The sequence below is a fragment of the Nocardioides sp. DN36 genome (assembly GCF_055380375.1).
Genome location: NZ_AP043823.1, coordinates 1,474,058 through 1,493,431, shown reverse-complemented (window position 1 = coordinate 1,493,431; position 19,374 = coordinate 1,474,058). Strand labels below are relative to the sequence as shown.

The following is a 19,374-nucleotide window of genomic DNA, read 5'->3' as shown; positions in this document are numbered from 1 at the left end:
GACCAGTGGGTGGTCGACCGGGGTCAACCCGCGTGCGTGTCCTTCTCCACGACCGGGTCGCTCGCGTCGCTCTTGGCGGCCTCCGGCTGCCCGCTGGGCATGTCGCCCTCGTTCTTGCTGCGGACGAGCTCCTCGATCTTCTTGCCGGACTCGGCGTCCACGTGGTGCCAGTACTGGAACGCGCGCTCGAGGACGTCACCCTCGACGCCCGCGAGCAGGTGCCCGGCGACGGTCTGCACGAACTGCTCGCGCTGCTCGTCGTCCCACACCTCGCGGACCAGCGCGCCGGCCTGGGAGAAGTCGTCGTCGTCCTGCCGCAACGTGTAGGCCTGCCGCACCATCGCCCCGTCGGCCTCCCAGCCGTCCGCGACCTCGCCGACGCCGTCGGCGTAGCCGCGACCGAAGGAGTTCGGGGCGTAGACCGGGTCGTCCGAGCGGTGCTCGTAGGCCATCGGTCCGTCCTGCGTGTAGGTGTTGATCTCCACCTTCGGGCGGTTGACCGGCAGCTGCAGGTAGTTCGGGCCGATCCGGTAACGGTGCGTGTCGGAGTAGGCGAAGGCCCGCCCGAGCAGCATCTTGTCGGGGGAGAAGCCGATGCCGGGGACGATCGCGCTCGGCTCGAAGGCAGCCTGCTCGATCTGGGCGAAGAAGTTCTCCGGGTTCCTGTTCAGCGTCATCGTGCCGACCTTGATCAGCGGGTAGTCGCTGTGCGGCCACACCTTCGTCAGGTCGAACGGGTTGATGCGATAGGTCCTGGCGTCCTCGTAGGGCATCGCCTGGATCGACAGCGTCCAGCTGGGGAACTCCTGCCGGGCGATGGCGTCGTACAGGTCGCGACGGTGGAAGTCGGCATCCTCGCCGGCGATGCGGGTGGCGTCGGCGTCGGTGAGGCCCTCGACGCCCTGGTCGCTGTGGAAGTGGTACTTCACCCAGTGCTTGTCGCCGGCCTCGTTGATCCACAGGTAGGTGTGGGAGCCGTAGCCGTTCATGTGGCGGAACGTCTTCGGGATGCCGCGGTCACCCATCAGGTAGGTCACCTGGTGGGCCGACTCCGGGTTGAGGCTCCAGAAGTCCCACTGCATGTTGTTGTCACGCAGGCCCGAGCCCCCGCGCCGCTTCTGACTGCGGATGAAGTGCGGGAACTTCATGGTGTCGCGGACGAAGAAGACCGGGGTGTTGTTGCCGACCAGGTCGTAGTTGCCCTCGCTCGTGTAGAACTTCAGCGCGAAGCCGCGGGGGTCTCGCCAGGTGTCGGGCGAACCCTGCTCGCCGGCGACGGTGGAGAAGCGCGCCAGCATCTCGGTCCTGACGCCCTGCTGGAACAGCGCCGCCTTCGTGTACTTCGAGACGTCCTCGGTCGTCTCGAGCTCGCCGAAGGCACCCGAGCCCTTGGCGTGCACGTTGCGCTCCGGGATGCGCTCGCGGTTGAAGTGCGCCATCTGGTTCAGGAAGTGCACGTCGTGGAGCAGGATCGGACCGTCGGGGCCGAGCGTGAGGCTGTTGCGGTCGCTGGGTGCGGGGGCGCCGTTGTCGGTGGTCGATCCCAGCTGCGCCTCCTGTGACGGGGCGGTGGCGACGGACGTGCCATCTGTCGGCTGCGGCAGGTCGGGCATCGGCTCTCCTCGGGGTTTGCTGGGGATGGGGCGGTTCCTCGACCCTGCCCCCGTTTCTGGAACGAGTCAAGAAAACCTGTCGGGGCGTGTCAGGCGGGTCCGGGGAACCGACGACAGCGGAGCAGCGGCCGTCACTGGCGACGCTGCTGCGTACCCGATCCGGCGCCCGTCAATCCCTGTCTGGACCGGCTCGTCTGGACCTCGCGCGGCAATCGGGGTGGCCTGGGTCACATCGCCGTGTCTGGGGGCGGTTGACGCCGTTTGGCCCTGCGGATCCGGGGGGACCTCCCGCCAGCACGGCGTCTCGGGACGCGCCGTGTGGACCGACCATCGATGCCGGGTGTTTCGCATCCGGCCGAAACAGGAGCTGTCTGCATGTCTCGACCGATCAGTGTCCGACGATCACTCGCCCTCACCTCCGCCGTGGTGATCACGGCAGGGGGTGCCTTCCTGGCGCCGGCCACCGCCGACCCGGGGCAGGGCAACGGTCAGGGGAACGGGCACGGCCAGGGCCAGGCGCACGGTCACCACCACGCGCCCGACCAGGCAAAGGACAAGAGCAAGGACCAGAGCAAGGACAAGGGGGGCAAGAGCGGCGGTGGCCACGGCAACAGCGGTGGCCACGGCAACGGGGGCAGCCACGGCAACGGGGGCAGCCACGGCAACAGCGGCAGCCACGGCAACGGGAACGGGAACGGCGACCCGGCCGGCAACAACGGCACCGTGAAGATCGCGCCGCTGGGCGAGATGGACTCCATCCCGAACAACACGCCGCACGTCGGCTGCTCTTTCGAGATCGAGTGGTACGGCTTCGACGAGGGCGCCGACGTGGTCTCGACGGTCAGCTTCGCGATGCAGGCCCCGACCTCCGACGTGTCGCTGTCCGTGGACGGGCCGCGCTCGGTGTTCGTGGGCGGTGACCCGGCCTCCGGTGCAGGCACCGACAGCGGGCTGGACGGGCGCGAGACCTACACGCTCTCCTTCGCCGGCGACCCGCACCCGAAGCAGGGCTACCACGTGAAGCTGACCGTGGCGACGCCGCGGTCGCAGGGCAACGACACCAAGACCAAGGTCTTCTGGGTCCAGCCCTGTGACGAGACCCCGGGTGCGGGCGGCGGGACCGACACCGACACTGACACCGGGACTGACACCGACACCGACTCGGGCACCGAGACGGCGGACGGCACCGACGGTGCGGGCGATGCCGCCGGGCCGCAGGTGCTCGGCACCCAGGCCTCGGCCGGCGCCGGGGACGCAGCAGGGGCGACCGCGGACGCCCAGAACGGCGACGTCCCCACGGCCGTCGACGCCGGCGAGGACGGACGGTCGGCCCTGGTCGACCTCATCCGCTCCCCGTGGCCCCTCGCCCTGGTCGGGCTGGGTGCCCTGCTGACCATCGCCGCCGTCACGCGCCGCCGCCACGGTGTCGACGCCGACGCCGCGGAGTGACAGCTCCGGCCGCGGCCGCCTCTGGGTGGCCGCGGCCGGTGTCGCGCTGGTGACCGCGGGGCTGCTGGCCTGGCTGCTCCAGGCGCCCACGGCGGGGGACACGACCCGTCCGCCCGGGGGCGCGGCCACCAGCGCCGGGCCGGACGACGGCGCAGCTCCCACGCCGGTGCGGGCTCCCCGGGTCCACGGTGCTCCCCGCCGGGTGCTGATCCCGGACCTGGGCGTCGATGCCCGGGTGCTCCCGGTGAAGGCGCCGGGCGGCACCCTGGTCCCGCCGAGCGACCCGCAGGAGCTCGGTTGGTGGGCCGGCGGGGCGCGGCCGGGCGCCGCGCGTGGGAGCGCGCTGGTCACCGGCCACACCGTCCACACCGGCGGTGGCGCGCTCGACGACCTCGAGACGCTGCGGCGGGGCGACGTCGTCACAGTGCGCACGGACCGGGGGACCGTCCGGTATGCCGTGCGCCGGGTCGCGGTCTACAGCAAGGGGTCCGTGGCCGACCACGCCGAGCGGTTGTTCAGCCAGGAGGTCCCCGGCAGGCTGGTGCTGATCACCTGCGAGGACTGGGACGGGCAGCGCTACCTGAGCAACGTGGTCGTCCTGGCGACGCCGGTCTCCCGCTGAGCAGGCGGCCGCACCGGGGACGACCGGCTCAGGCCGGCCGGATCCCCTCGGGCCGACGGCTGTGCACCCACACCACGAGGAGTCCGGCCACGAAGGCACCCGCGGTGCCCAGGGCCTCGTCGCCGAGGGTGTCCTCGTACGCCGTGTCGAGCTCGGTGCCGTGCCGGATGAAGGTGAACCACTCGCCGAGCTCCCAGCCGATCGCGAGCGCCGCGCCGAGTCCCGTGACGAGCGCCAGCGTGGCCCAGCCCGGCCGCACGCTCCGGCAGGTGAGCAGGCCGATGCCGGCGCACAGCAGCAGCCAGTTCGCGAAGTGGTTGAGGTCGTCCCACCAGACGACGGCGTCGTACAGGTCCAGGCTGTTGCCGGTCACGTCGACGAGGAACGGGAGCATCACCAGCGTGAAGGCGGCGTACGGCGGAACCGCGGCCCGGTCATGGCGCCGGACGACGAGCCACCAGGCGGCGGGGGCGACCAGCATCAGCAGGGGGTAGGCCACCAGCCGTGCGCCGAACGCCTTGTCGGCGAAGCGGTCGATGCCCGGCACCCACTCGGCCACGGCGAGCTGGGCGACGGTGAGGAGCAGGACGAGAGGGGGTGCCCAGGGGGCGACACGGCGGGTCACGAGCGGCATCCTGTCCGGAATACCGCGCGGGTCGCATGAGTTCTGGTACTCAGTTGCGGATTCAACCAATCTCCGCGCGGGACCAACGAGAGTGAGCGGGCATGCAGTTCGGCATCTTCACCGTCGGGGACGTCACCACCGACCCCACGACGGGGCGCACGCCGACGGAGCACGAGCGGATCAAGAACACGGTCACGATCGCCAAGAAGGCCGAGGAGGTCGGGCTCGACGTGGTGGCGGTGGGCCAGCACCACAATCCGCCGTTCGTGGCGTCCTCGCCGACGACCACGATGGCCTACATCGCCGCCCAGACCGAGCGGATCATCCTCTCGACCTCGACCACGCTGATCACCACGACCGACCCGGTCCGGATCGCCGAGGACTACGCCACGCTGCAGCACCTCGTCGACGGCCGGATGGACCTGATGCTCGGCCGCGGCAACACCGGCCCGGTCTACCCGTGGTTCGGCAAGGACATCCGTGAGGGCATCAACCTCGCCATCGAGAACTACGCGCTGCTGCACCGGCTCTGGCGTGAGGACGTGGTCGACTGGCAGGGGCGCTTCCGCACCCCGCTGCAGGGCTTCACCTCGACGCCGCGGCCGCTCGACGGCGTACCCCCGTTCGTCTGGCACGGCTCGATCCGCAGCCCCGAGATCGCCGAGCAGGCGGCGTACTACGGCGACGGGTTCTTCTCCAACCACATCTTCTGGCCGGCCTCGCACACCCAGCAGATGGTCGCGCTCTACCGACGCCGCTTCGAGCACTACGGTCACGGCTCCGCCGACCAGGCGATCGTCGGGCTCGGCGGGCAGGTGTTCATGCGCCACAACAGCCAGGACGCGGTGCGCGAGTTCCGGCCCTACTTCGACAACGCGCCGGTCTACGGCCACGGGCCCTCGCTCGAGGACTTCATGGCCCAGACCCCGCTGACGGTCGGGTCGCCGCAGCAGGTCATCGAGCGCACCCTCGGGTTCCGCGACTACGTGGGTGACTACCAGCGCCAGCTCTTCCTGATGGACCACGCCGGCCTGCCGCTCAAGACGGTGCTCGAGCAGCTCGACCTGCTCGGCGAGGAGGTCGTGCCGGTGCTGCGCAAGGAGTTCGCCGCCCTCAAGCCGGCGCACGTGCCGGACGCCCCGACGCACCGTGCCGAGGCTGCGGCATGACCCGGATCGCCGTGGTGAGCGCCGGGCTGGGCGTGCCGTCGACCACCCGCCTCCTGGCCGACCAGCTGGCCGCCGCGACCGCCGAGGCCCTCGACGGGCGCGCGCACGTCGACGTCATCGAGCTGCGGCCGCTGGCGCACGCGCTCGCCGACCACCTGCTGACCGGGTTCCCGTCCGGCGAGCTGGCCGAGGCCATCGAGACGGTACGACGGGCCGACGGGCTGATCGTCGTCTCGCCGGTGTTCTCGGCGTCCTACAGCGGCCTGTTCAAGACCTTCTTCGACGTGCTCGAGCCCGGCCTGCTGGACGGTACGCCGGTGCTGGTCGCGGCGACCGCGGGCTCGGCGCGCCACTCGCTCGTCCTCGAGCACGCGCTGCGCCCGCTCTTCTCCTACCTCCACGCCGTCGTGGTGCCCACCGGGGTCTTCGCGGCCACGGAGGACTTCGGCAGCACCGCCGACGGCCGGCTGGCCCAGCGGGTCGAGCGGGCCGCAGGCGAGCTGGCCGGCCTGGTCCTCGGCCGACGCGGGCTCCACGTCGTCCCCGCGCAGCCTGACGAGCTGGAGGACCCGGTCCCGTTCGACGAGCTGCTCAGGAGGGCTGGCTCGCCAACCACTCGTTGACGCGGCGCTCCGCCTCCGCCGGGTCGACGTCCTCCACCCGGGTCATCACGGCCCAGCGGTGGCCCCAGGGATCGAGCAGTGCGGCGTACCGGTCGCCGGTCACGAAGGTCGACGGATCGCCGTAGCCGTGTGCGCCGGCGGCGACCGCCGCGGCGTACACCGCGTCGACGTCCGGGACGTAGATCACGGTGGAGTGGTGGACGTCGTGGCCGCCCGACGGGGCGAGCAGGTGATGGTCGGGGGCGGGGTCGCTCAGCTGCATCCGTCCCGCGGGGAGCTGCAGCTCGCAGTGCGCCACGGTGCCGTCGGGACCGTCGTTGCGGGTGACCACTTCGGCGCCGAAGACCGAGGTGTAGAACTCGATCGCGGCAGCTGCGCCGTCGACGCAGATGAACGGGGTCAGGCTGGTGTAGCCCGAGGGCGTGAAGTGTGGCTGGCCGGTCGGGGTGCTCGTTTGGGTCGTCATGTCGGCGATCCTGCCTAGGCTGCCGCCGTGGGCTCTTGGACAAATGCGACAACCGCGCCCCCCGCGGTGGGCATCCTGCGCCCGGAGGTGCAGGACGCCGCCGTGCGGCGCGACCGCCTCGAGCCCGCACCGGAGGTCGCGGCCTGGGTCGAGCACTACTGGACCGTCGAGTGGGACCTGCGGGGCGCGCCGGCGTTCGTCGCCGAGGTCGTGTCACACCCATCGGTGCACGTCACGGTCGAGACCGGGAGCGAGCCACGGTTCGGGCACGTGCTCCCGGCGGGCCTGGTGCACGGCGTGATCACCCGGAAGTTCTCCCAGGAGATCGCCGGTGCCGGACGCGTGTTCGGGGTGAAGTTCCGGCCCGGCGGGTTCGGCGCGTTCACCGGCGCGGACGTCGGCGCCTGGACCGACCGGATCGTGCCGCTGGAGGCTGCCTTCGGGGAGCGAGCCGCGGACCTGACCTCCAGCGTGCTCGCGGAGCCGACCGACGCAAGGCGGGCCGGGGTGGCCGACGTGTTCCTGGCCGACCTGGTCCCGGCTCGCGACGGGCGGTACGACGACGTCCTCGCCGTGGTCGCCGACATCCAGGCCGACCCGGCGCTGACGACGGTGGACCGCGTCGCCCGACGGCACGGGATGTCCGAGCGGACCCTGCAGCGGCTCTTCCGTCGCTACGTGGGCGTAGGCCCCAAGTGGGTGCTGCAGCGGGCCCGGCTCCACGACGCCGTGGACCGGATCGACCGGGGCGGGTTCGACGACCTCGCCTCCCTCGCGGTCGAGCTCGGGTGGTTCGACCAGGCGCACTTCACGCGCGAGTTCACCGCCCTGGTCGGTCAGCCGCCCGCGGCGTACGCCGCACGCCGCAGGCCCTGACCGACCGGGACCGGCGTGCTCAGTGCTGGTAGGTGCCGTGCAGGATCGCGCGCCCGGCGGTCTTGAACGCCAGGTTGAAGGAGACCACGGCCGGCGAGGCGTCGGAGTCGACGCCGAGTGACTCCTCCTGCACCGCGTGCACGACGAAGAAGTAGCGGTGGACCTGGTCGCCCTCCGGCGGGGCGGCTCCCATGAAGGCCTTCGAGCCGCCGTCGTTGCGGCACATGAACGCCTTGCCCGGGAGGTCGGCGCCCTCCGCGCCCGCGCCGGTGTCGAGCGACGTGCAGTCGGCCGGCAGGTCGACCAGCACCCAGTGCCAGAACCCGCTCGGGGTGGGGGCGTCGGGGTCGAAGCAGGTGACGGTGAAGCTCTTGGTCCCCTCCGGGGCGTCGGCCCAGGACAGCTGCGGCGAGGTGTTCCCCTTGGCCGCGACCTGGTCGTCCCCGAGCGGCTGCCCGTCGGTCACGTCGGTGCTGGTCACGGTGAAGGACGGCACCGCGGGGAGCAGGTCGTAGGGGTTGGGGGACACCGGGCGGTCGAGGCTCATGGTTCTCCTTGTCGTCGGACCGGGCTGAGGTGTGGCCACGTCGCGTAACCGACACGACGGGCCGCTGCCAACCTAGTCCGGTGGGTGAACCGGGGCCACGGAGACGACCGCCGTCACGGCCATGATGGTGCGGTGGACGCCTTCCCGCCGTACCCCTCCGGCCTCCGGCTCGCCGGCCGACCCGTCGTGGTCGTCGGAGGTGGCCACGTGGCCCAGCGGCGGGTGCCCGCACTGCTCGCCGTCGGTGCCGTGGTCACCGTGGTCTCGCCCGAGGTGACGCCGGCGCTCGAAGGGCTCGTCGGCTCCGGCGAGGTGACTTGGGTCGAGCGCGGGTTCGAGGAGTCCGACCTCGACGGGGCGTGGTACGCCATCGCCGCGACCGACGACCGCGACGCGAACGAGCTCGTGTCCGCGGCGGCGGAGGAACGACGGATCTTCTGCGTGCGCAGCGACGACGCCACCCGGGCGAGCGCGTGGACACCTGCGGTCGGACGGCACGCCGGCGTCACCGTCGCGGTGCTCGGCAACCGGGAGCCGCGGCGCTCGGCCGCGGTGCGCGACGAGATCCTCGAGGGCCTGCGCGAGGGCACCATCGTCGCCCGGCACCAGCGCGACCGCCGTGCCGGCGTGGTCCTTGTCGGCGGTGGCCCCGGCGACCCGGACCTGATGTCGGTGGCGGGCCGCAAGGCGCTGATGGAGGCCGACGTCGTGGTGGCCGACCGCCTCGCGCCGCGCGAGCTGCTCAGCGAGCTGCCCAGCGACGTGGAGCTGATCGACGTCGCGAAGCTGCCACGGGGCCGGTCGGCCCAGCAGGAGGAGATCAACCGGGTCCTGGTCGAGCGTGCCCTCGAGGGCAAGCTGGTCGTGCGCTTCAAGGGCGGCGACAACTTCGTGTTCGGACGGGGCTACGAGGAGGTCCTGGCCTGTCGGGAGGCCGGCGTGCCGGTGACCGTGATCCCCGGCCTCACCAGCCCGGTGGCGGTCCCCGCCGTCGCCGGGATCCCGGTGACCCACCGGGGGGTCGCGCACGAGTTCACCGTCATCTCCGGCCACCTGCCCCCGGGCCATCCTGAGTCGTTGGTGAACTGGGAGTCCGTGGCCGGCATGTCCGGCACCGTCGTGCTCATGATGGCGGTGCACAACGCGCCCGCGATCGCGGCGGCACTCGTCGACGGTGGGCGCGACGGGGCCACCCCGGTCGCGGTCGTCTGCGACGGGACGATGCCGGGGGAGCGCACCGTGCTGTCGACGCTGGCGTCCCTGGCCCGCGACATCGAGGCCGAGCAGGTGAAGGCGCCGGCCATCATCGTGGTCGGTGGCGTGGTCGCGGTGGCCCATCCGCAACACTTCTCGGCATGAGCCAGCTGCTCGAGATCACCGACGTCGCCGATCCCCGCCTCGCCGACTACCGCGACCTGCGCGACGTCCAGCTCCGCAAGGCGATGGAAGCCGAGCACGGGCTCTTCCTCGCCGAGGGCGAGAAGGTCGTCCGCCGCGCTGTCGAGGCGGGCTTCACCCCGCGATCGTTCCTGATGGCGCCGCGCTGGCTCGACGGGCTGGCCGACGTGCTCGACACGACAAAGGCACCCTGCTTCGTGATGCCCGAGGCGCTGGCCGAGGAGGTGACCGGCTTCCACGTGCACCGCGGGGCGCTCGCGTCGCTCGAACGTCGGCCACTCCCGTCGCTGGAGTCGGTGCTCGCCGGCGCGCGCTCGGTTCTGGTGCTCGAGGACATCGTCGACCACACGAACGTCGGGGCGATCTTCCGGTCCGGCGCAGCGCTGGGCTTCGACGCGGTGCTCTTGGCTCCGAGGTGCGCCGACCCGCTCTACCGTCGCTCGATCAAGGTGGCGATGGGAGCCGTCTTCTCGACGCCGTGGACCCGGCTTCCGGACTGGTACGACGCCTTGCCCACGCTGTCGTCGTACGGCTTCACGACGGTGGCACTCACGCTCGCCGACGACGCCACCGCGATCGAGGAGTCGGTGGCCGGCCTCGACCGGGTGGCGCTGGTCCTCGGCTCCGAGGGGCACGGGCTCTCCCCCCGGTGGGAGCAGTCCGCCGACCGCCGGGCGATCATCCCGATGCGGGAGGGGATCGACTCCCTCAACGTCGCCGCGGCCACCGCCGTCGCCTGCTACGTGACCGCGCGCCGCTGACGCGCGGGCTCGGTACGACGGGCTCAGGTCCGGGCTCCGGTGCGTGAGCAACAGCACGGAAGGCGACGGAGGGCTGCGCCGCCCCCAGAGCCTAGGGGGCGCGGGGTTCGTCGGGCGCGGCGCCGGCCGCGGGCACGCGACCTGGTTGGTCGACCGCGAGCTCGAAGATGATCTCGAGCCCGTCCTCCTCGTCCCACTGCTCGCCGTTCTCGACGAACGGGTACTGCTCGACCAATGCCAGCGACGGCTCGTTCTCGGGGGAGATCGTGGCCCGGAGCGTGTGGACCGTCGGATCTGCCAGGGCGCGAGCGATCAACGACTCGAGTGCGGCCCGCGCGTAGCCACGGCGACGGTACGCCGGGTCCACGGCGTACCCGACCTCCACCATGCCGTCGCCGTTCGGGGCGCCGTGGAAGCCGGCCTTGCCGACCGGCAGCCCCTCGTCCTCGTCCCAGAGCACTCCGGTGACCCAGGCCGCGTCCTCCGGCCGCTCGACCACCTGGCTGGCGCGGTACCCCCAAGTCCGGACACACTCGGGACCTGCGAGCCACGAGGTCAGCGGGACCGGGGAGCTCGCGAGGGCGCGCTCGAGGTCACCGTCGGCCAGGGCGGCGAGCGTGGTCGCGTCGAGCTGGATGATCCGCACGTGGGGACTGGTCACGCAGCGAGTATGACCTCCGCGACGTACGTCTCCAGCTTGCTGTATCGACGTCGGCCCGGTCCGTCACCGGGCAGCGGGGGAGCGGTGGACGTGTAGCTGTGCCCGGTGGGTGTCGTGATCTCCGTGCTGTGGCGAGGGCCGGCGCGGGGCAGTGCGCGCCATCCCTGGGCGTCCTTGGCGTAGTTGCAGGCCTCGCACAGGCCTTGGCCGTTGGCGGCGCTGGTGTGCCCGCCATCGGCGCGTCGCGTGGCGTGGTCGTGGTGCCTGATCGGCGCCCCGCACCACGGGGTGCGGCAGGTGCCGTGGTCACGGATCTCGATCCAGCGGGCGAGTCCGCGCGGGAACCTGGTGGCGCGGGAGTCCATGGCGACCAGGTCGCCGGTGGAGGGGGCCGTGTAGACGCGGCGCAGCCACGCGGTGCGAGCGTCCGCGGAGCGCGCCACGTGGGCGCGTGCCCACTCCGCTGGCACGATGCCGTGCCCAAGGAGCTCGGCGGGCTCGTCGTCACCGGCCAGGAGGGTGCGATCCGTCATCACGAGGGTGACCTGGGTCGGGACCGGTTCGCTGGCCGGGCGACCGGTGGTCCGTTCGACGAGCGTGTCCGCCATGACCTGACCACGGGAACGGTCATCGCCCGCTGCGCGGGCGGCGTCTGCCGCGCGGGTGAGGGCGGCGTGCACGGCGACACCCTCCGCCACCGGAAGGAGGGCGGTCACCCATGACATCGTGTCGGGTGCGGGGCGGATGGTGACGCGGCGCTCTGTCTGCGCGTAGCCGATCCTGCGGACCACGGCCTCGGCATCGAGCCGGTGAGCGAGGCGCTGCGCCTCCCGGACGAGCTCGCGGTCGCCCATGGTCTCGAGGCGGGCGAGATTGCCGGCGATGACCAGGTCCACGTGGCGTCGGTCCTCGACGCGCAGGCAGGCGGTCTCCCGCACGAGTAGGGTCGCGCTCCACTCCGAGAGCACCCCGGCGGTCATCGCGCGCATGGTGTGCGGCATCTCCGAGGTCAGGACCTTGGCCAGTCCCAGGTGGACGGTGCCACGCTGGGGCGACTCACGGCGCGCCAGCGCGACCTGCGCGGCGATGCCGGCACCCTGCTTGTCGGGGCGGACGCCCTGGTCGCCGCGCGCGGCGCGGGTGGACGCATCGAGGGCCGCGGCCTCACGCGCCTGCGCGGCGGACAGGGCGTTCTTCAGCTCCTGCATCGCCCGGATCCGGTCGACGCGCTCCGCGTCGGAGGCGGCAGCGGGCAGCTCCGCGAGGGTGGTCATCCACCTCGCGAGCTCCTCGACGACGCCTGCCTGGGTCATGTCCGTGACGGTAGACGAGCCCTCCGACGGTCGCCGTCCGCTCTCCACAGACCCCGCGGCAGGGTCTCATCGCCACCGCACGGAGGACTGTCGCCCCGTCACACCGGCCAGGTCTCGGGGAACTCCTCCGCCGCCTTGTCGTGCTGCTTCTGCAGCTTCTTGCGCTGCTTGGTCGAGAGCCGGTCGCCGAAGACGGTTCCGAGCGTGTGGTCGGTCTCGTGCTGCAGGCAGCGCGCCAGGAGCCCGTCGCCGGAGAACTCCACCGGCTCGCCGGACAGCCCGGTCCCACGCACCTTTGCGAAGTCCGGTCGGGCGCACTCCACGAAGGCGCCGGGGAAGGAGAGGCAGCCCTCGTCGCCGTCGTCCAGCCTGCGGTCGCGCCCCTCGGGCAGCGTGAGCTCGGGGTTGCACACCACGCCCACGGTCCGCTCCCCGTTCTCGTCGGGGCAGTCGAAGACGAACACCGCCAGGTCCACCCCGATCTGGCACGCCGCGAGGCCGACGCCGTCCGCGGCGTACATCGTCGCCACCATGTCCGCCACCAGCGAGCGGAGCTCCTCGTCGTACGACGTGACCCGCTGCTGCGGTCGGTGCATCACGGGCGTGCCCCAGCGCGTCATCGGTCGGACCTTGCCGCCGTCGGGGAGGGGGCCGTACGGCGCGTGCTCGGGCTCAGGCATGGGGGCGATCCTAGAAGACGCCCGCCACCGTCACGACCGTCGGACCGCGCCCTGTGACCCGCGCCACGAAGGCACCTGTAGCCCGATGTGTAACTCCGAGTTACATTTGCCGCATGTCCCTGACACGGAGCTTCAAGAGCACGAGTCTCAGGCCCGGCGGCAAGCACGGGCTGTCCTCCCAGGAGTCGCGCGACCCGATCGGGTACGCCGTGGCCGCGCTCAGTCGCGTGGCGCAGAGCGACCTGATCGACCGGATCGGGCTGCGCAGGCAGGCCGAGCAGGCGGTCTTCACGGTCACGCGCAGCGGCTTCAAGACGATGACGACCGCCAGCCGGACCTTCACCAGGACCGGCAAGAAGGGCGAGCCGGGCGTGCGGGTGCCCTCGGCCGCGTCCCGGGGCGTCTTCGACCTGACCCCCACCGAGGACGAGCAGATGCTCGTCGACGTCGTGACCGAGTTCGCCGACGAGGTGGTCCGACCCGCCGCCGCCGACGCCGACGAGGCGTGCGCCGCCCCCGAGGCCGTGCTGAAGGCCAGCCTGGAGATCGGGTTGCCGATCCTCGGCGTCCCCGAGTCTCTTGGCGGCATCTCCGAGGAGCGGTCCGCGATGGCCGGCACCCTGGTCGCGGAGGCGCTGGCCCGGGGCGACCTGGGGCTGGCGGTCGCCACTCTCGCGCCCGGTTCGGTGGCGACCGCGATCGCGCTGTGGGGCACCGACGAGCAGCAGCAGACCTACCTGCCGGCGTTCACCGGTGACGACGTACCGGCCGCCGCGCTCGCCCTGAACGAGCCCACCGTGCTGTTCGACGTCCTGGCCCCGTCGACCACCGCCACCAGGTCGGACGACGGCTACGTGCTCAACGGCGTCAAGACGCTGGTGCCCCGTGGCGCCGACGCGGAGCTGTTCGTGGTGGGCGCCCGGCTCGACGGCGAGCCCGTCCTCTTCCTGGTCGAGGGCGGGACCCCCGGCCTGGAAGTGGAGCGCGACCCCGCCATGGGGGTCCGGGCCGCGGGCCTGTCGAGGCTCACCCTCACCGACGTGAACGTCCCCGGCACCGCGGTGCTGGGCTCGCTCGACGGCACGACGTACGCCGAGTGCGTGCGGCTCTCCCGCCTCGCCTGGTGCGCGCTGGCGGTCGGGACCGGCCAGGCCGTGCTCGACTACGTGACGCCGTACGTCAAGGAGCGCGAGGCCTTCGGCGAGCCGATCGCGCACCGCCAGTCGGTGGCGTTCATGGTCGCCAACATCGCCATCGAGCTGCAGTCGATGCGGTTGCTGGCCTGGAAGGCCGCGGCCCGCGCGGCCGCCGGCAAGGACTTCGCCCGCGAGGTGGCGCTGGCCCGCAAGCTGTGCGCCGACAAGGGCATGCAGATCGGCCTCGACGGCGTCCAGCTGCTCGGCGGCCACGGCTTTGTCAAGGAGCACCCGGTGGAGCGGTGGTACCGCGACCTCCGGGCCGTCGGAATCATGGAAGGTGCGGTGCTGGTCTGATGGCCATCAATCTGGACGACCCGAAGAAGTTCCGCCCACTGGCCGGGCAGGCGCACCAGGTCGCGATGAACATGCTCCGCCCGATCTCCCGGAAGTACGACCGTGCCGAGCACGCGTACCCCAAGGAGCTCGACATGCTCGCCGCGATGATCGACGGTCTCTCGGAGTCCGGCGCCGCGGAAGGGGCCGGCGCCGCGGGCGTGCGACGTGACGAGAACACCCGCGACGAGGGGGTGAAGAACGGCACCAACCTCGCCTCCGTCATGTCCATCCAGGAGATGTGCTGGGGCGACGTCGGCCTGCTGCTGTCGATGCCCCGACAGGGGCTCGGCAACTCCGCCATCGCCAGTGTCGCGGACGACGAGCAGCAGAAGCGGTTCGCGGGGGTGTGGGCTGGGATGGCCATCACCGAGCCCGGCACCGGCTCGGACTCGGCCAACATCAAGACCACAGCGACCCTCGACGGGGACGAGTACGTCATCAACGGCGAGAAGATCTACGTCACCTCGGGTGACCGGTGCGACGCCGTCGTCGTCTGGGCGACGCTGGACCGGTCGCTGGGGCGCGCGGCGATCAAGTCGTTCGTGGTGCCCAAGGGCACGCCCGGCATGCGCGTGGACCGCCTCGAGCACAAGCTCGGCATCCGAGCCTCCGACACGGCGACGATCATCTTCGAGGACTGCCGGGTGCCGAAGGAGAACCTCCTCGGCTCGCCCGAGGTCGACGTCAAGCAGGGCTTCGCCGGCGCGATGGCGACCTTCGACAACACCCGACCACTGGTCGCCGCAATGGCCGTCGGCTGCGCCAAGGCGGCCCTGGACCTCACCCGCGAGCTCCTCGAGCGCGCCGGCGTGCAGATCGACTACGACCGCCCCGCGGTCACGCAGTCGGCCGCGGCCGCCAAGTTCCTGCAGATGGAGGCCGACTGGGAGGCAGCGCACCTGCTGATGCTGCAGGCGGCGTGGATGGCCGACAACCGACAGCCCAACTCGCTGGAGGCCTCCATGGCCAAGGCGAAGGCGGGCCGGGTGGGCTCCGACATCACCCTCAGCTGCGTCGAGCTGGCCGGCTCGGTGGGCTACAGCGAGAACGAGCTGCTCGAGAAGTGGGCCCGCGACTCCAAGATCCTCGACATCTTCGAGGGCACCCAGCAGATCCAGCAGCTGATCGTCGCCCGCCGGGTGCTCGGCCTCTCCAGTGCCGAGCTGAAGTAGCGCCCGGCTCGCGCAGGAATGAGACGAGCGCCGGAGCATCGACCCGCACTGCGGATCGTGCTCCGGCGCTCGTCCGTGTGGGCGAGCCGGCGCTCAGTCCTGCTGGCCGCCTGCCGCCTTCGCCGGCGCCGTCGTGGCGGCCTTCTTCGAGGGGGCCTTCTTCGCCGCCGGCGCCTTCCTGGCGGGCAGCTTCGCGCCCGGGGTGTTCTTCGCGGTCGGCGCCTTCCTGGCGGTCGGCTTCTTCGTCGCGGGGGCCTTCGGCGCCGCGGGCTTCGGCGCCACGCTCGGGGCGATGTCGGCCGGGGTCACGTCCACCTCGCTCACGTCCGCCGCCGCATCGATGCTCGTCTCCGGCGCCTTGGAGCCCGTCTTCCTCGCTACCGTCTTCTTCACGGCGGGCTTCTTCACGGCGGGCTTCTTTGCGGCGGGCTTCTTCGCGGGCGCCTTCTTCGTCGGCGCCTTCTCGGCCACGGGCTCGCCTGCGGGCTCGGTCGCTACCGTCGTCTCAGCGGCTGGGGCCGGCACGCCGACCGGTGTGGTGTGCGGTGCTCGCGCCGTCGAGGGCGCCGGCCTCCGGCCCGGGAGCCGGGAGATCACGACCCCGCCCGCCGAACGCGTCACCTGCTCCGCGACCATCCGACCCAGGGCGACGGTGCCCTTGGCCTGTCCGACCGCCTTCTCCGCCGTGCCCCGGGGGTCCCGGAGGGTCTCGAGGGCGGTGTCCTTGATCTTGCCGAGCGGGTTCTTGTGGGCCACAGGGCCATCCCTTCGTCTGGTCGTCGGTTCGACGGTCTCGCGCTGTCAACGGCTCTGGTTCGAGTCAAGCACGCCGCCCGGGCATGAAGAAGGGCGGGTGCGCATGGTCTGCGCACCCGCCCTGGGGACGGTCGGTCGGTCGTGGGGGTCAGGAGATGGCCCGGAAAGGGTCGTGCTCGGCGAGCAGCTTGTCGACCCGGGCCTGGTCGAGGCGGGACACGACGTACTGGTTCTCCTGGGCGTCGCGAACGCACTTGGCGAGGGTGAAGGAGGAGGTGGTGAGGAACATGGTGCCGAGGCCGAGGAAGGCACGGATCCAGGGATCGACCGGCAGGTAGAGGACGGCGACGATCATGGTCAGCAGGGCGATGCCGAAGGAGACGCCGGCCTGCAGGAAGAAGGCGCTGGTGTTCTTGGACTGGTTCGGAGTGCTCATGGAGCAAGCCTCGCCTCCGGCCGGGGTCCGACAGATCCGTGTGGCTACTCGATCCGTCGCGGGCTGCCTGAGTACGTGTGCTCAGACCGGGCATAGTGACGGACGTGGCCGACTCCTCCCGCTCCGACCTGATCGTCGCCGTCCTCGAGGACGCCTTCGCCCCGCTGATGGAGGCCGACCCGGTCGCCTTCCGGGGCAAGTTCCGCAAGATGGCGGCCGACCCGCACGCCTTCTACCGCGGCAGTGCCTGCCTGTTCTACGCCGACGTCACGCCGGAGGAGGACCCGTACGCCGACGACCGGAGCGGTCGGATCTGGATCCACGGCGACCTGCACGTCGAGAACTTCGGCACCTACCTCAACTCCGACGGCCGGCTGGTGTTCGACATCAACGACTTCGACGAGGCCTACCTCGGCCGGTTCACCTGGGACCTGCAGCGGTTCGCCGCCTCCCTGGCCCTCGTCGGCTGGCAGAAGGCGCTGCCCGAGGAGGACGTCCGCCAGCTGATCGGCAAGTACGTCCGGTCCTACCTCTCCCAGGTCGACGCCTACCGCAAGAGCGAGGACGACAACGACTTCGCCCTCCACCTCGACAACACCCACGGCCCGATCAGGGAGGCGCTGGTCATGGCCCGGCACCAGCGGCGCGCCGACCTGCTCGACGAGGCCACGGTGCTCACCGACGGGGCCCGCATGCTCCGCGAGGACGGCTCGGTGAGGCGACTCGGCAAGAAGGAGCGGTCAAAGGTCGTGAAGGCCTTCGAGGCGTACCTGGAGACGATCCCGGAGGACAAGAGGTTCGACCGCGAGCTGTTCTACGAGCTGCGCGACGTGGCCGGGAAGTCGGGTTTCGGCATCGGCAGCGCCGGGCTGCCGGCGTACAACGTGCTGGTCGAGGGCTACAGCCAGGCTCTCGACAACGACGTGCTGCTGTCGATGAAGCAGGCGAACATCCCGGCGGTGAGCAGGTTCGTCGACACCAGCACCGTCGAGCAGTACTTCGAGCACGAGGGACACCGGACGGTGGTCAGCCAGCGGGCCCTTCAGGTGCACACCGACCCGCTGCTCGGCTACACCGAGCTCGACGGCGTGGGGTACGTCGTCTCCGAGGTCTCGCCCTACGAGGTCGACCTGGACTGGTCCGACATCACCGAGCCCGACGACATCGCGGCGGTCGTCGACCTGCTGGGCCGGGCGACCGCGAAGATCCACTGCGCCTCGGACGAGGACAGCTCCCAGGACCTGGTCGACTTCCAGGTCGAGGAGGCGATCGCGCAGAGCCTCGAGGGACGGCGCCGCGAGTTCACCACCTGGGTCACCGACTTCGGGACGGAGTACGCCACGCAGGTCCGCGAGGACCACGCGCTGTTCGTGGACGCGTTCAGGGGCGGTCGGATCGGGGTCTCGGCAACGTGATCCGGCTCGTGTCGAGGGGTGGGCAGACCTCGGGACGCCCGAGCAGGTAGCCCTGCGCGTAGACGACGCCGAGGTCGCGCAGTGCCTGCAGGTCCTGCTCCGTCTCGACGCCCTCGGCCACCAGGGTGGCGCCGGTCTGCGCGGTGAACCCGGCCATCGCCTGGCACAGGGCCCGTCGGCCGGGGTGGTGGGCGATGTCCTGGATGAGGGCACGGTCGAGCTTGAGGACGTCGGGGCGCAGCCGCACGATGTGCTCCAGTCCGGCGTACCCCGAGCCGGCGTCGTCCACCGCGAGGAGGGTGCCCGCCCGGCGCAGCGGCTCGAGCACGGCCTCGAGGTGCCCGTAGTCCTGGACGCGCGCGTGCTCGGTGAGCTCGAGCACCAGGCGCGGACCGTGCTCGCCGGCGAACATGGCAGCGATGGCCGGCGACCGGAGCAGCGCGTTCGCCGACACGTTCACCGACAGCAGCTGGTGCGGACCGAGCGACGGCAGGAGCGTGAGCGCCGCGCCCGCTGCGGAGCCCTCGAGCGTCGGGCCGAGGCCGACCAGGTCGGCCTCGTGGAACCAGCGTTCGGCGGTCCAGTCCCTGTGTGCGGGGAACCGGGCGAGCGCCTCGAAGCCACGCGTCCCACCGGTCAGGATGTTGCGGATCGGTTGCAGCGCGATGCGCGGACCCCCGGCTGCGACGATCTCGTCGACCCGCTCCCGCACGCCCCGGGTGCGCTGGTCGTGGGCCAGGAGGAACTGCAGGTGGCTCCCGATGAGCTCGGCGAACATGCGCAGCACCTCGAGGTCACGCTCGCGCAGGTCGGCGTCGGGCTCGCGGCTGAAGCAGCACAGCGTCCCGACGGGGACGTCGTCCGCGCCGACGAGAGCCACGGAGAGGTGGGAGCCGATCGGGAGGATCGTGGTGGCCTCGGTCCGGCGCAGCAGGTCCAGCGCGCCGGTGTCGCGGATCAGCTCGGGGATCCGCCCGTCGACGACCATCGAGCAGTAGGTCTCCTCGAGCGGGTCGCTGTCGCCCGGCTCGATCGGGGAGAACGTCTGGTCGGCGTCGACGTACTCGAACCAGCGGCGCCCGTCGGCGAACCTGCCGACGAACGCCACCTCCATGCCGAGGTGCGAGCGCAGCAGCGCGAGGCTCTCCCGGATGACCTTGCGCGAGTAGGACGGGCGACCGTCGGGCAGGAGGTCGTCCTTCGGCAGCGTCGCGAGCTCCATGCCCACCCCCCGAGCCGTGGGAACCGTGAGTGGCC

20 protein-coding genes are annotated in these 19,374 nt (G+C 71.7%); 10 read left to right on the top strand and 10 right to left on the bottom strand.

Features of this window, described 5'->3' with window-relative positions:
- Window positions 1-23: 23 nt before the first annotated feature.
- Complete coding sequence (locus ACZ43H_RS08125) at window positions 24-1,613, bottom strand: catalase (protein WP_464589232.1); 1,590 nt, start codon at window positions 1,611-1,613, stop codon at window positions 24-26.
- A gap of 375 nt (window positions 1,614-1,988) precedes the next feature.
- Here ACZ43H_RS08125 and ACZ43H_RS08120 point away from each other — a divergent pair, with 375 nt between their 5' ends.
- Window positions 1,989-3,062 (top strand): hypothetical protein, encoded by a 1,074-nt coding sequence (locus tag ACZ43H_RS08120; protein ID WP_464589230.1) that lies wholly within the window; start codon window positions 1,989-1,991, stop codon window positions 3,060-3,062.
- Window positions 3,037-3,684 (top strand): class F sortase, encoded by a 648-nt coding sequence (locus ACZ43H_RS08115; RefSeq protein WP_464589228.1) that lies wholly within the window; start codon window positions 3,037-3,039, stop codon window positions 3,682-3,684. The genes ACZ43H_RS08120 and ACZ43H_RS08115 overlap by 26 nt, the downstream gene beginning before the upstream one ends.
- Before the next feature lie 28 nt (window positions 3,685-3,712).
- Here the strand turns inward: ACZ43H_RS08115 and ACZ43H_RS08110 are convergent, their stop codons facing one another.
- Entirely contained in the window at window positions 3,713-4,309 is a 597-nt protein-coding gene (locus tag ACZ43H_RS08110; RefSeq protein WP_464589226.1) for a DUF2238 domain-containing protein, read from the bottom strand.
- A gap of 101 nt (window positions 4,310-4,410) precedes the next feature.
- Here ACZ43H_RS08110 and ACZ43H_RS08105 point away from each other — a divergent pair, with 101 nt between their 5' ends.
- Together ACZ43H_RS08105 and ACZ43H_RS08100 are read left to right on the top strand one after the other, a co-directional pair.
- Window positions 4,411-5,478: an LLM class flavin-dependent oxidoreductase gene (locus ACZ43H_RS08105; protein WP_464589224.1), complete on the top strand. Its 1,068-nt coding sequence runs from the start codon at window positions 4,411-4,413 to the stop codon at window positions 5,476-5,478.
- A complete protein-coding gene (locus ACZ43H_RS08100; protein ID WP_464589222.1) occupies window positions 5,475-6,101 on the top strand; it encodes an FMN reductase in 627 nt (208 codons plus the stop codon). Before ACZ43H_RS08105 ends, ACZ43H_RS08100 begins: the two co-directional genes overlap by 4 nt.
- Here the strand turns inward: ACZ43H_RS08100 and ACZ43H_RS08095 are convergent.
- Window positions 6,070-6,567 (bottom strand): VOC family protein, encoded by a 498-nt coding sequence (locus ACZ43H_RS08095; protein ID WP_464589221.1) that lies wholly within the window; start codon window positions 6,565-6,567, stop codon window positions 6,070-6,072. The two genes, ACZ43H_RS08100 and ACZ43H_RS08095, sit on opposite strands and share 32 nt — an antisense overlap.
- Window positions 6,568-6,594: 27 nt before the next feature.
- Between ACZ43H_RS08095 and ACZ43H_RS08090 the strand changes: the two genes are divergently transcribed.
- Window positions 6,595-7,443 (top strand): DUF6597 domain-containing transcriptional factor, encoded by an 849-nt coding sequence (locus ACZ43H_RS08090; protein WP_464589219.1) that lies wholly within the window; start codon window positions 6,595-6,597, stop codon window positions 7,441-7,443.
- Window positions 7,444-7,462: 19 nt separating this feature from the next.
- Here the strand turns inward: ACZ43H_RS08090 and ACZ43H_RS08085 are convergent, their stop codons facing one another.
- Window positions 7,463-7,990, bottom strand: coding sequence for a YbhB/YbcL family Raf kinase inhibitor-like protein (locus ACZ43H_RS08085; protein ID WP_464589217.1), 528 nt, complete (start codon window positions 7,988-7,990; stop codon window positions 7,463-7,465).
- A 132-nt stretch (window positions 7,991-8,122) separates the two neighbouring features.
- Between ACZ43H_RS08085 and cobA the strand changes: the two genes are divergently transcribed.
- Together cobA and ACZ43H_RS08075 are read left to right on the top strand one after the other, a co-directional pair.
- Window positions 8,123-9,349, top strand: coding sequence for a uroporphyrinogen-III C-methyltransferase (cobA, locus tag ACZ43H_RS08080; RefSeq protein WP_464589215.1), 1,227 nt, complete (start codon window positions 8,123-8,125; stop codon window positions 9,347-9,349).
- On the top strand, window positions 9,346-10,149 hold the full coding sequence (locus ACZ43H_RS08075) for a TrmH family RNA methyltransferase (RefSeq protein ID WP_464589213.1): 804 nt from the start codon (window positions 9,346-9,348) through the stop codon (window positions 10,147-10,149). Before cobA ends, ACZ43H_RS08075 begins: the two co-directional genes overlap by 4 nt.
- 91 nt (window positions 10,150-10,240) lie before the next feature.
- Here the strand turns inward: ACZ43H_RS08075 and ACZ43H_RS08070 are convergent, their stop codons facing one another.
- From ACZ43H_RS08070 to def, 3 genes are all read right to left on the bottom strand, one after another.
- A complete protein-coding gene (locus ACZ43H_RS08070) occupies window positions 10,241-10,810 on the bottom strand; it encodes a GNAT family N-acetyltransferase (protein ID WP_464589211.1) in 570 nt (189 codons plus the stop codon).
- Complete coding sequence (locus ACZ43H_RS08065) at window positions 10,807-12,123, bottom strand: HNH endonuclease (protein ID WP_464589210.1); 1,317 nt, start codon at window positions 12,121-12,123, stop codon at window positions 10,807-10,809. The genes ACZ43H_RS08070 and ACZ43H_RS08065 overlap by 4 nt, the downstream gene beginning before the upstream one ends.
- Before the next feature lie 98 nt (window positions 12,124-12,221).
- Complete coding sequence (gene def, locus ACZ43H_RS08060; protein ID WP_464589208.1) at window positions 12,222-12,803, bottom strand: peptide deformylase; 582 nt, start codon at window positions 12,801-12,803, stop codon at window positions 12,222-12,224.
- Between the two features lie 113 nt (window positions 12,804-12,916).
- Between def and ACZ43H_RS08055 the strand changes: the two genes are divergently transcribed.
- Entirely contained in the window at window positions 12,917-14,296 is a 1,380-nt protein-coding gene (locus ACZ43H_RS08055; protein ID WP_464589207.1) for an acyl-CoA dehydrogenase family protein, read from the top strand.
- The gene (locus tag ACZ43H_RS08050) at window positions 14,296-15,510 is read left to right on the top strand and encodes an acyl-CoA dehydrogenase family protein (RefSeq protein WP_464589205.1); all 1,215 of its coding nucleotides are present in this window, start codon (window positions 14,296-14,298) and stop codon (window positions 15,508-15,510) included. Before ACZ43H_RS08055 ends, ACZ43H_RS08050 begins: the two co-directional genes overlap by 1 nt.
- A 93-nt stretch (window positions 15,511-15,603) precedes the next feature.
- Here the strand turns inward: ACZ43H_RS08050 and ACZ43H_RS08045 are convergent, their stop codons facing one another.
- Window positions 15,604-16,266 (bottom strand): hypothetical protein, encoded by a 663-nt coding sequence (locus ACZ43H_RS08045; protein ID WP_464589203.1) that lies wholly within the window; start codon window positions 16,264-16,266, stop codon window positions 15,604-15,606.
- 148 nt (window positions 16,267-16,414) lie between these two features.
- Window positions 16,415-16,702 carry a YiaA/YiaB family inner membrane protein gene (locus tag ACZ43H_RS08040; protein WP_180933203.1) on the bottom strand — a complete coding sequence of 96 codons (288 nt, stop codon included), beginning with the start codon at window positions 16,700-16,702 and terminating at the stop codon, window positions 16,415-16,417.
- A gap of 104 nt (window positions 16,703-16,806) precedes the next feature.
- On the opposite strand from ACZ43H_RS08040, the gene ACZ43H_RS08035 reads away from it, so the two are divergent.
- The gene (locus ACZ43H_RS08035; protein WP_464589200.1) at window positions 16,807-18,117 is read left to right on the top strand and encodes a DUF2252 domain-containing protein; all 1,311 of its coding nucleotides are present in this window, start codon (window positions 16,807-16,809) and stop codon (window positions 18,115-18,117) included.
- On the opposite strand, the gene ACZ43H_RS08030 is transcribed toward ACZ43H_RS08035, so the two are convergent.
- A complete protein-coding gene (locus ACZ43H_RS08030; RefSeq protein ID WP_464589198.1) occupies window positions 18,083-19,339 on the bottom strand; it encodes a sensor domain-containing phosphodiesterase in 1,257 nt (418 codons plus the stop codon). The two genes, ACZ43H_RS08035 and ACZ43H_RS08030, sit on opposite strands and share 35 nt — an antisense overlap.
- Window positions 19,340-19,374: the final 35 nt, after the last annotated feature.

What these genes read in the sequence shown, in the direction of transcription:
- ACZ43H_RS08125 (WP_464589232.1), bottom strand. Translation starts at nt 1,613, where the DNA reads ATGCCCGACCTGCCGCAGCCGACAGATGGCACGTCCGTCGCCACCGCC.
- ACZ43H_RS08120 (WP_464589230.1), top strand. Translation starts at nt 1,989, where the DNA reads ATGTCTCGACCGATCAGTGTCCGACGATCACTCGCCCTCACCTCCGCC.
- ACZ43H_RS08105 (WP_464589224.1), top strand. Translation starts at nt 4,411, where the DNA reads ATGCAGTTCGGCATCTTCACCGTCGGGGACGTCACCACCGACCCCACG.
- ACZ43H_RS08100 (WP_464589222.1), top strand. Translation starts at nt 5,475, where the DNA reads ATGACCCGGATCGCCGTGGTGAGCGCCGGGCTGGGCGTGCCGTCGACC.
- ACZ43H_RS08095 (WP_464589221.1), bottom strand. Translation starts at nt 6,567, where the DNA reads ATGACGACCCAAACGAGCACCCCGACCGGCCAGCCACACTTCACGCCC.
- ACZ43H_RS08085 (WP_464589217.1), bottom strand. Translation starts at nt 7,990, where the DNA reads ATGAGCCTCGACCGCCCGGTGTCCCCCAACCCCTACGACCTGCTCCCC.
- ACZ43H_RS08075 (WP_464589213.1), top strand. Translation starts at nt 9,346, where the DNA reads ATGAGCCAGCTGCTCGAGATCACCGACGTCGCCGATCCCCGCCTCGCC.
- ACZ43H_RS08065 (WP_464589210.1), bottom strand. Translation starts at nt 12,123, where the DNA reads ATGACCCAGGCAGGCGTCGTCGAGGAGCTCGCGAGGTGGATGACCACC.
- def (WP_464589208.1), bottom strand. Translation starts at nt 12,803, where the DNA reads ATGCCTGAGCCCGAGCACGCGCCGTACGGCCCCCTCCCCGACGGCGGC.
- ACZ43H_RS08055 (WP_464589207.1), top strand. Translation starts at nt 12,917, where the DNA reads ATGTCCCTGACACGGAGCTTCAAGAGCACGAGTCTCAGGCCCGGCGGC.
- ACZ43H_RS08050 (WP_464589205.1), top strand. Translation starts at nt 14,296, where the DNA reads ATGGCCATCAATCTGGACGACCCGAAGAAGTTCCGCCCACTGGCCGGG.
- ACZ43H_RS08040 (WP_180933203.1), bottom strand. Translation starts at nt 16,702, where the DNA reads ATGAGCACTCCGAACCAGTCCAAGAACACCAGCGCCTTCTTCCTGCAG.
- ACZ43H_RS08030 (WP_464589198.1), bottom strand. Translation starts at nt 19,339, where the DNA reads ATGGAGCTCGCGACGCTGCCGAAGGACGACCTCCTGCCCGACGGTCGC.